Origin of the sequence: Candidatus Binatus sp., assembly GCF_036567905.1 — a bacterium.
GTDB lineage: Bacteria > Desulfobacterota > Binatia > Binatales > Binataceae > Binatus.
This window is the reverse complement of the sequence record NZ_DATCTO010000087.1, coordinates 1-9468: the sequence shown is the minus strand read 5'-3', so window position 1 is coordinate 9468 and position 9468 is coordinate 1. Positions and strand designations below refer to the sequence as shown.

12 protein-coding genes are annotated in these 9468 nt (G+C 62.5%); 10 read left to right on the top strand and 2 right to left on the bottom strand.

What is annotated here, in order from left to right:
- Nucleotides 1-144: 144 nt before the first annotated feature.
- The 3 genes from VIO10_RS13415 to VIO10_RS13405 are packed head-to-tail and all read left to right on the top strand — an operon-like array spanning nucleotide 145 to nucleotide 2130.
- Nucleotides 145-516: a metalloregulator ArsR/SmtB family transcription factor gene (locus tag VIO10_RS13415; protein ID WP_331965082.1), complete on the top strand. Its 372-nt coding sequence runs from the start codon at nucleotides 145-147 to the stop codon at nucleotides 514-516.
- Nucleotides 509-1330, top strand: coding sequence for an arsenite methyltransferase (locus tag VIO10_RS13410; RefSeq protein WP_331965079.1), 822 nt, complete (start codon nucleotides 509-511; stop codon nucleotides 1328-1330). The genes VIO10_RS13415 and VIO10_RS13410 overlap by 8 nt, the downstream gene beginning before the upstream one ends.
- Nucleotides 1327-2130, top strand: a complete 804-nt coding sequence (locus VIO10_RS13405) for a methyltransferase domain-containing protein (RefSeq protein WP_331965076.1) — start codon at nucleotides 1327-1329, stop codon at nucleotides 2128-2130. Before VIO10_RS13410 ends, VIO10_RS13405 begins: the two co-directional genes overlap by 4 nt.
- Before the next feature lie 17 nt (nucleotides 2131-2147).
- Here the strand turns inward: VIO10_RS13405 and VIO10_RS13400 are convergent, their stop codons facing one another.
- A complete protein-coding gene (locus VIO10_RS13400) occupies nucleotides 2148-2540 on the bottom strand; it encodes a hypothetical protein (RefSeq protein WP_331965073.1) in 393 nt (130 codons plus the stop codon).
- Nucleotides 2541-2716: 176 nt separating this feature from the next.
- On the opposite strand from VIO10_RS13400, the gene nadA reads away from it, so the two are divergent.
- The 6 genes from nadA to VIO10_RS13370 are packed head-to-tail and all read left to right on the top strand — an operon-like array spanning nucleotide 2717 to nucleotide 8428.
- Complete coding sequence (nadA, locus tag VIO10_RS13395) at nucleotides 2717-3730, top strand: quinolinate synthase NadA (protein WP_331965070.1); 1014 nt, start codon at nucleotides 2717-2719, stop codon at nucleotides 3728-3730.
- A 59-nt stretch (nucleotides 3731-3789) separates the two neighbouring features.
- Nucleotides 3790-4428, top strand: a complete 639-nt coding sequence (locus VIO10_RS13390; RefSeq protein ID WP_331965067.1) for an NUDIX hydrolase — start codon at nucleotides 3790-3792, stop codon at nucleotides 4426-4428.
- A 21-nt stretch (nucleotides 4429-4449) separates the two neighbouring features.
- Nucleotides 4450-4872 carry a CYCXC family (seleno)protein gene (locus tag VIO10_RS13385; RefSeq protein ID WP_331965064.1) on the top strand — a complete coding sequence of 141 codons (423 nt, stop codon included), beginning with the start codon at nucleotides 4450-4452 and terminating at the stop codon, nucleotides 4870-4872.
- 2 nt (nucleotides 4873-4874) lie between these two features.
- Nucleotides 4875-5492: a DedA family protein gene (locus tag VIO10_RS13380; RefSeq protein WP_331965061.1), complete on the top strand. Its 618-nt coding sequence runs from the start codon at nucleotides 4875-4877 to the stop codon at nucleotides 5490-5492.
- Between the two features lie 46 nt (nucleotides 5493-5538).
- Nucleotides 5539-7038, top strand: coding sequence for a HAMP domain-containing sensor histidine kinase (locus VIO10_RS13375; RefSeq protein WP_331965058.1), 1500 nt, complete (start codon nucleotides 5539-5541; stop codon nucleotides 7036-7038).
- Complete coding sequence (locus tag VIO10_RS13370; protein WP_331965056.1) at nucleotides 7010-8428, top strand: sigma-54 dependent transcriptional regulator; 1419 nt, start codon at nucleotides 7010-7012, stop codon at nucleotides 8426-8428. The genes VIO10_RS13375 and VIO10_RS13370 overlap by 29 nt, the downstream gene beginning before the upstream one ends.
- A gap of 28 nt (nucleotides 8429-8456) precedes the next feature.
- Here VIO10_RS13370 and VIO10_RS13365 read toward each other — a convergent pair whose 3' ends face one another.
- Entirely contained in the window at nucleotides 8457-8822 is a 366-nt protein-coding gene (locus tag VIO10_RS13365) for a gamma-glutamylcyclotransferase family protein (RefSeq protein ID WP_331965053.1), read from the bottom strand.
- 140 nt (nucleotides 8823-8962) lie between these two features.
- On the opposite strand from VIO10_RS13365, the gene VIO10_RS13360 reads away from it, so the two are divergent.
- Nucleotides 8963-9436: a hypothetical protein gene (locus VIO10_RS13360; RefSeq protein WP_331965050.1), complete on the top strand. Its 474-nt coding sequence runs from the start codon at nucleotides 8963-8965 to the stop codon at nucleotides 9434-9436.
- The last annotated feature ends 32 nt before the right edge of the window (nucleotides 9437-9468 follow it).

The window sequence follows — 9468 nt, the reverse complement described above, 5'->3', positions numbered from 1 at the left end:
CCCTCCCTGGGTTCCACACCTCCTTGGGCAGGGGTGGCCCCTGCACCCGATGCTAATAAAAGACGCGGGACTTCGTCCCTGTTAGAAGGATAAGGGGCAAGAGGCTTGCGTCGCGTATATTTCGATGATACTAGAATCATCGTAGTGAAAGAATTTGTCTCGCAACTGAGTGCGCTTGGACAATCCGGCCGGCTCGAGATCTTCCGCCTGCTGGTCCGCGCCGGACCGGAGGGAACCTGCGTGGACGAGATCAAGCGCCGGGTCAGGATGCCGGGTTCGACGCTGTCTCATCACCTCGACGCGTTGACCCGATGCGGGCTGCTCACGGCGCATCGCGCGGGCCGATTCATCTACTACGCAGTCAATTGGCCCAAATCCGCAAAGTTGATCCGGTTCATGACCGAGGACTGTTGCGCCGACCTTCACCAGACGCTCGGCGCATCGCCGGATCGTTCGCTATCAGCTAATCGCCGATCCCGTAAAAAAGCGGGCAGGCATGGAGGTCACGATGAGTAATGAATCGATAAGGGAAAAGGTCAGGGAAGAGTACGCGCAAGCCGCGCGGCGAGTCTCCAATCAGGGCGGCTCATGCTGCGGCGCGGCGGCGCCCGCGGGAAACCCAATCACGTCGAATCTCTACCGCGAGGGCGAGACCGCATCGATTCCCGCCCAGGCGCTTGCAGCGTCGCTGGGATGCGGCAATCCGACCGCGCTCGCCGAGCTCAAGCCGGGTGAAACCGTGCTCGACCTGGGCTCGGGTGGCGGGATCGACGTGCTGCTCTCCGCGCGAAGAGTGGGGCCTGCCGGCAAGGCCTACGGGCTCGACATGACCGACGAGATGCTCGCCCTTGCGCGCGATAACCAGCGCAAAGCGGGCGTCGAGAATGTCGAATTCCTCAAAGGCGAGATCGAGCATATTCCGCTGCCCGCCAATTCGGTGGATGTGATCATCTCCAACTGCGTGATCAATCTCTCGGCCGACAAGGATCGCGTGCTGCGCGAAGCGTTTCGCGTGCTGAAACCAGGAGGACGATTCGCCGTTTCGGACATCGTGGTGCGCGGTGAGATGCCCGGCGAGATTCGCCGCCGCGTCGAGTTGTGGGCCGGATGCATCGCCGGGGCGCTGGAAGAGTCGGAGTACCAATCGAAGCTCGCTGCGGCCGGATTCGAACAGATCGAAGTGGAACCGACGCGGATCTACACGGCGGCTGACGCGCAGGGATTTCTTGCGCAAAATCCAGACCTGGAGAAATTCGCGCAGATGGCGGACGGCAAATTCATGAGCGCTTTCGTCCGCGCCCGCAAGCCCGGCGCCGCGAGCAAATCATGAAGTCCATAGCCGGTGTCGGGGTGGCGGATGTCGTCTCCGTTTATAGCAGTGCGCCCGGCGACCTCTTTCAACTTATGTTCGGGCAGCAAATTCACATCGGAGGAATGAAGGCGTCGATCGACCTGGCGGATCGCGCCGGAGTCGCGGCCGGGATGAACGGGGTCGATCTCTGTTGCTGCAACGGCGCGGACATGCGCTTTCTGGTGCGCTTTCGCAATGTCGCCTCGATGGTCGGCGTGGATGTAACCGAAGCAATCGTCGAGCGCGGGCGGCGGCTGACCCACGAAGAAGGTCTGGACGATAAAATCCGGTTCGTTCTCGCCGATGCCTGCCAAAGCGGCCTGCCTTCGGCCAGCGCGGATTTCGTCTGGAGCGAAGATGCGTGGTGCTACGTCCCTGACAAGCGAAAATTAATTGCGGAGGCGGTGCGCATCGTTCGTCCCGGGGGCGTGATTGCGTTAACCGACTGGGTTGAAGGCCCTGCGGGACTAACCGATTCCGAAGCCCAGCGCTTTCTAAGCATAATGACGTTCGCCAATGTCCAGGACATTGCGGGCTACGCCAAGCTGCTGTCAGCAAGCGGCTGCGAGGTGCGCGTCGCCGAAGACACCGGACTCTTTCCGCGTTATGTGGATTTATATCTCGACATGATTGAGCTGCAGCTTAGGTACGATGCCCTGCGGATCGTCGGCTTCCGCACCGAGTTGCTCGACGCGCTCATCGACGGGTTCCGCTTCATCGGCGAGATGGCGCGCGCGGGCAAGATCGCGCAGGGGCGGTTTATCGCGCGGCGCATCTAGGAATTTCGGATCGTCGCTTAGGCGCGCAGCAGGTCGGGGAGCCGGGCGGTGAATTCGCTGCGCGACAGCGTCAGCTCGTAGCCCGCGTCGCGGGCCGCGCGCAGCGCCTTCAAATCGACGTGCGAGGCGAATCCAATCGCGCGCGCGCCGGGAGCGCCGGCGCGGATTTGTTTCAGCGTCTCGACTGCTGGAAAGGCGTCGTCTGAAAGATCGCTGAAGACGACGGCGGGTTTCAATTCGGCGCATCGCGAGGCAACGGCGTCAAGCGTCGAGGCGTAGCCAACCTCGGCGCCGGCGGCGGCGGCGACCGCGTCGATCTTCGAGCGGAAGAACAAGTCGCGGACCAGGGCGAGTGCGATTTGACGGCTCATGATCGGGCGCTCAGGGAATCGCGCGATCCAATACTTCATCCATTACATTACTCCTGAAAAAGTGGCGTTTCGTTATCCGCGTGCGCAATTGTGACTTGATTTATCAGAGCGGCGCCCCTTTTCGCCAACCGGAGAGCGGCTTGCAAAAGCCGCCGGCCTGGAGTAAGTGTCAGATTGACGCAAACTAACGGCGGCAACGGTGAAGAGGACACACGGTGAACCAATCGGTTGAAACGGCGCTTAGCGGGATCGCGCTGCGCGACAAGCTCGCGGTGCTCGGCAACGAGAGCTACACGGCTGACACGTGCGGGCGCTACGCGGACATGATCGCGGAGATCAAGCGGCTCAAAAAGGCGCGGCGCGCGGTGGTGCTCGCGCACAACTATCAGCGGCCGGAGATTTTCGAGGTCGCGGATTTTGTCGGCGACTCGCTGGAGCTGGCGCGCAGCGCGCGCGAGGTGCGCGACGCCGACGTGATCGTCTTTTGCGGCGTTCACTTCATGGCGGAGACGGCCAAGGTCTTCAATCCCGATCGCAAGGTGTTGCTCCCGGACCTGAAGGCAGGATGCTCGCTGGCCGACAGCGTGACGGCCGAGCGGCTGGCGGAGCGCAAGCAAGAACTGCTGAAGATTTATCCCGACCTGAAGGTGGTCTCCTACGTCAATTGCACGGCCGACGTCAAAGCGCTGTCGGACGCGTGCTGCACGTCATCCAACGCGGCGAAGATCGTCGAGCGGATCGACTCGGACAATATCCTGTTCGTGCCGGATCAGAATCTCGCCAACTACGTGCAGGGGCAGACGCGCAAGCGGGTAATTTCATGGGACGGTAACTGCTACGTTCATCACCAGATAACTCCCGACGAGATAAACAAGGTCAAGCGCGCGATTGCCGGGATCAAGGTGATTGCGCATCCCGAGTGCCGGCGCGACGTGCTTGCGCTGGCCGACGCGGTGCTGTCCACCAGCGCGATGATCGGTTACGCGCGCAGCAGCGATGCCGACAAGTTCCTGGTGGTGACGGAATGCGGGCTCTCGGACCGCCTGCTGATGGAAATTCCCGACAAGCACTTCTACAAGGTGTGCAAGCTATGCCGGTTCATGAAGATGATCACGCTCGAGGGCACACTCGATTCACTTCGCCATCTGCGCTACGAAATCGAACTTTCCGAAGACGTGCGCGCGGGCGCCAAGCGGGCCCTCGAGCGCATGCTCGAGCTGAGCGTCTGAGCGCGAACGTACAAGCCGCCACGGCCGCCACTTCGCGCGGCGAACGGCTGGCGCGGCCGATGGTCGCGGTGGACACGGTGTTGTTCGCGATCAACGGCGGGCGCCTGCAGACCTACCTGGTCGAGCTGCGCCGCGGACCGGGCCGCGGGCGGTGGGCGTTTCCGGGCGGGCTGGTGCGAGTGGGGGAACTGCTCGATGAGGCCGCGCGGCGCGAGCTTTACGACTCGACCGGCCTTCACGGCGCTTATCTCGAGCAGCTGTTCACGTTTGGAGATCCGTCGCGCGACCCGCGTGCGCACGTGGTATCGGTCGCCTACATGGCGTTGATCCCCGACGCGCAGGGCATCGGCGCGCCGTGCGACAAATACGCCACCGGCAGATGGTACGAAGTCACGCATCTGCCGCAGCTTGCCTACGATCATTCGCTGATGGCTGCGTATGCGGTCAAGCGGTTGAAGTCGAAACTCGAGTACACGAATATCGCGTATGCGTTGCTGCCGCGGGAATTCACCTTCGCCGAATTCGAGGAACTATACTCGCTAATCCTGGGCCGTCCGCTCGATCGGCGAAACTTCCGCCGGCGGATTCTCGCGATGGGCATGCTCAAATGCCTGCCGCATACGCGTCGCGGACCGCATCGCCCAGCCGCGCTATACAGTTTTGCGAATCAAAGCCTAAGATTCATCGAGATGCTATAATTTCCGGCTGCGGAGAAACTCATGTTCAAGGGCGTCAAAGGGATTGTCGCACTGGCGGCCGCCGCGGTTGTGGTGGTGGCAATCGCTTACGCCGACTATGTATCGACTCGGGCGCAGCCGTCGGCGGGCCAGATGGCCGCGGCCTCCGATCCTGCGGCGCGGCTGCGTATAACGCTTGACCCGAAGAATTTCCAGGGCAATGTGCGCGAGGCATATGAAATCGCCGGGCGCGATCCCACGCTGCTGGCGCAACTGCATTGCTACTGCGGCTGCGACAAGGCCATTGGGCACAAGAACCTGCTCGATTGCTACCGTGATACCCACGGCAGCAGGTGCGCGATCTGCGTCGGCGAGGCTCACGACGCCGAGGCGATGGCAGGCCGGGGCGTGCCGGTCGAGCGAATCCGCGACGCCTTGCGCGCGCGTTACGCCCACGGGAGCTGAGCTTGGTCGGGCTGATCTCCGGGTACATCGAACACTTCACTTATCTTGGATTGTTCGTTGTTCTGATGCTGTGCGGACTTGGGCTGCCGATTCCGGAGGACGTGGCGCTGCTCGCGGGCGGCTATTTGGCCCATCGCGGGGTCACCCGCTACCCGATCACGCTAGTGGTCTCGCTGCTGGGCGTAGTCACGGGCGACAATTCGCTGTTCTTTATGGGCCGGCGCTTCGGCACGGGACTGGTGCGCTACTTCGTGCTGGCGTGGCCGGGCCGGCAGCATCAGATCGAGCGCATCGAGCGTTTCATGCAGCGTCACGGGGCGCGCGCGATCTTTTACGCGCGATTCCTGGCCGGCCTGCGCGCTTTGATCTATTTGTCGGCGGGATCTTTTGGCGTGCGCCCGGCGGTGTTTCTGCTCTATGATCTGCTCGGAGCGCTGATATCGGTGCCGGTCGTCGTGACGCTCGGCTACATTTTCGGCAAGCAAATCGAGATAATCATCAGATACATCGGCGGCTTCGAGCGGCTGATCGTGATCGTGGCGATCCTGAGCGCCGCGGTGTACGGGACCCGGATGCTGGTTCTGCGCAAGACCAACGAGCCGGTGAGCAAGAGCGGATAGGTCGAATTATCGCATGGCCGCGCCGGCCTGCCCGGCGACCTCGAAAATGGAATCATACTTTCCAGCGCTGAACCTCAAGGCGAAGCTGATCGTGCTGATGATGGGCCTGCTCGGGCTTACCCTGGGCGCCGAGGTGTGGGTCAGCCTGGGCACGCAGGCGGCGATCGTCGCGACCACGCAGGAAAGGGTCAAGGACCTGGCGCGCGTGATCCAGATCAGCGTGCAGGAGCTGACTGCGGTGGGCGGCACCGATCGCGATCGGCTGCACAACTACGTGGGCGACCTGCACACCAAGGGACTCGAAGTGTCGATCGCATCGAGCGAAAATCTGATCCTCAACAGCTCCAATCCGCATCTTATCGGCGCAGCGCTGCGGCCCAAGCAGGCCGAATGGCTTACCCCCGAGCAACTCAAGCATCCTGAGGACCTGGTGACGATTCCGGCCCGCAAGCTCGGTCCGCTCGCGCCGGAGACGACCGTCTATCTGATTCCGGTCGAGGTCGAGGATCATCTGCTTGGCTACGTGCAGGTGGTGGCGAATTTTGGCGACTTCGCGCAGCCGCTGGCGCAGAGCCGGACCCGTGAGCTGATGATCGCGTTTGCGATTTTCGCAATCGGCCTGGTCTTCGCCTACATCCTCGCCGATCGCTACGTCAAGCCCATTCATGCGGTCGCCAACGCGGCGCAGAATATCGCGGCGCGCGGCCTCGAACCGGTCCCCGAGGCGCATCGGCGCGACGAGATCGGCTTGCTCACGCGCAGCTTCAACGACATGGTCGGCCAGCTCCGGCGTGCGCGCGAGCGCGAGCAGGAACTAAACCGGCTCGAACGGTTCACGGCGCTGGGGCAATTGGCCGGCGGCCTGGCCCATGAAATCAAAAACCCGCTGAACTTTATCAGTCTGGCGCTCGATCAGCTCCGCGCGCGCTATGCCCCGCAGCAGCCCAACGATCGCGAGGCGTTTCTGCGCCAGCTCGTGATCATGAAGGACGAGATGCGCCGCCTGTCGGAGCTGGTGCAAAGCTTTTTGCATTACGGCAAGCCAATCGAGATTTTCCCGGCGCCCACCGACGTGCATCAACTGGTGGATGAAGTCGTGGCGCTGTCGGAGTCGAAAATGAAAAGCCAGGGAATCGAGCTGGTCGAGGAATGCAACGGCCCGCCGCCGATTCTCAACGTGGACGCCGAGAAACTCCGCACCTGCTTCATCAACGTGGTCGCCAACGCGATCCAGGCGATGCCCGAAGGCGGCAAGATGGTGATTGCGTTTCGGCGCGTGGACGGCTCGATGGTGATTACTTTTTCGGACACCGGCGCGGGTATCGAGGCGGAAGTCGTGAACCACGTCTTCGAGCCGTTTTTCACCACCAAGCGCGAAGGAATCGGCCTCGGGCTGTTCCTGTCGAGGGCGATTGTCGAGACCCACGGCGGTACTATAGATATCGGACCCAACCCGGACGGAGCCGGAACCACGGTAACTTTCACCTTCCCGCCTAGCGCGGTACACGGACACAATCATGACCCAGGCCTCAGTGCTGGTCGTTGAAGACAACGACCTCGAACGCCAGATCACCGCGGACACCTTGCGCGAAGAGGGTTTCGTAGTCGAAGAGGCTGCGGTCGGCAAGCGCGCGATCGAGTTGCTGGCGCTGTCGCGTTTCGACGTCGTGTTGACCGACCTCATGATGCCGGGGATGTCGGGCGAGGAGCTGCTCGCCAAAGTGCGCAGCGCGTATCCCGGCAGCCAGGTGGTGGTGCTGACCGCCCACGGCTCGACCGACAGCGTCGTGCAGGCGATGAAGGCGGGCGCGTTCGACTACCTCGAGAAGCCCACCGATCGCGAGAAACTCGTGACCAGGGTGGCCAAGGCGGCGGAGTTCGCCAACCTGCAGCAGGAAAATCAGCTGCTGAAGCGGCGCCTGGAAGGCACTTTCGAGATCGAGGGCATAATCGGACAGGATCCCGCCGTCCAGGAAGTGATCCGGCTGGTGCGGCGAGTCGCGCCGTCAAATTCCACGGTCCTTATCCAGGGCGAGAGCGGGACCGGCAAGGAAATCGTGGCCAAGGCGATCCATCGGCTGTCGCCGCGCGCGGCGCGCCAGTTCGTCGCGATCAATTGCTCGGCGATCCCCGACAATTTGATCGAGAACGAACTCTTCGGCCACGAGCGCGGCGCGTTCACCGGCGCCAACGAGCGCAAAATAGGGCTGTTCGAGAGCGCCGACAAATCGACGCTGTTTCTCGACGAGATCGCCGACCTGCCGCAGGGAATGCAGGCGAAGATTCTGCGCGTCCTGCAGGAAAAGGAACTCCGCCGCGTCGGCGGCAACGACTCCTTTCGCATCGACGTGCGCCTGGTCGCCGCCAGCAACCGCAACATCGCCGAGGAAGTCGGCGAGGGCCGCTTCCGCGAGGACTTGTACTATCGCATCAACGTCGTGACCGTTACCTTGCCGCCGCTGCGCGATCGGCGCGGCGATATTCCCCTGCTCGCCAATCATGCGCTCGCCAAGTTTGGACATCTTGCCGAAGGCCGCGTCAGAGAGATCGGACGCGAGGCGATGGAGGTGCTGCTCGACTACTCGTGGCCGGGCAACGTGCGCCAGCTCGAGTCCGCGCTCGAACGCGCGATCCTGCTCTGCGAGGGGGACAAGGTGATGCCGCGCGATTTGCCCGATGAAGTGCTGTCGCGCAAGAAGCCGGGCCGCAGCCGGGACAGTCAGCGCGGCGACAGGTACGAGATTCCGAGCGAGGGCTTCAACTTCGAAACATTCGAGCGCGACGCAATCCTGCAGGCGCTCGAGCGCAACGACTGGGTAATCGCAAAGGCGGCGAAAATGCTCGCCATGAGCTATCGGACTCTGCAATATCGAATCGACAAGTTCGGCTTGAAGCGCGGCGAACAGCCCAAGCCGCCCCCGGCCGAAGTGAAGTGACAGGCGGACGCGGCGCTCGCTATCGAGATTAGTCCTTCGCCCAGCTCGTCGGCAGGTAAATCCAGCATTCGATTTTGCGCCCGTCGGCGGCGAGCACTTCGATCCGCTCGCGCGTGTAGAGCGCCGGCACTTCTTCGTATTGGTCGAGGATCGCCAGCTCGCGCGCGCTCAGACCTTCGAGGATTGCGCCATCTGTGACGGCGTCCGCTTGCTTTGCGATGAAGTAGTGGCGCTTGCGGCCGCGCGCGTAGCCCGCAATCCGCCCCGGGCTTGCGTCGATCGGCCGGCCCAGGAGGATCACGCGCTCGGCTGGATTCATCAGGGTGCCGTACACAAAAAGTAATTCGTCGCCGTTGTCCAAAATCGTTACCGCCGCAACTCCGTATCGCCGCATCCGACGGCTTCGCTTACGCTCGCATCGTGAAAGCGAGATGCTGGAAAGAATATACCTGTCCCTCACGATCCCGGTGAAACAAGGTCGGGTTGCCGCCAATGTCTTCGTTATGTTAGCTCCATACGAGGCTTGAGATACCGATGATGACGCAGCGGACATTTCTCGCGCGCGCGGCCGTTGGGCTGCTCACCCTATTCGCCGTCGCATGCTCCGGATTGAAGAGCGGGGTGCTAAACACCGGCATGACGCCCGATCAGGCGGTGCAGGCGATGGGTCAGCCTGACCTGAAGGATAACATCGCCGATCCCAACCACAGCGGCGTCAGCGTGTTGCGCTACGTCTGGCTCGAGCCGGGCAAAGCGGCAATCTTCGGTTCCGACGATCGCCTCGCAAGCATCCAGGATGTCGAGACCAACACCAAGCAGCGCGTCGAGCAGCAGGCTCAGGCCGAGGCGGCGGGCCCGCCGCAGGAGTTCGATCCGATCGAGACGCCGCTCAATTATCTGTTCTTTCCGGTCAAGGCCGCCACGATTTATTTCGGCGCTGGCGTCAATTGCATCGGCGGCGGCGGCTGCCGGAAGCCGGAGCTTCCGTCGCCGGGTTCCGCCGGCTAGTCCGGAATTCCTGGAACTGAGATGAAGCGGCG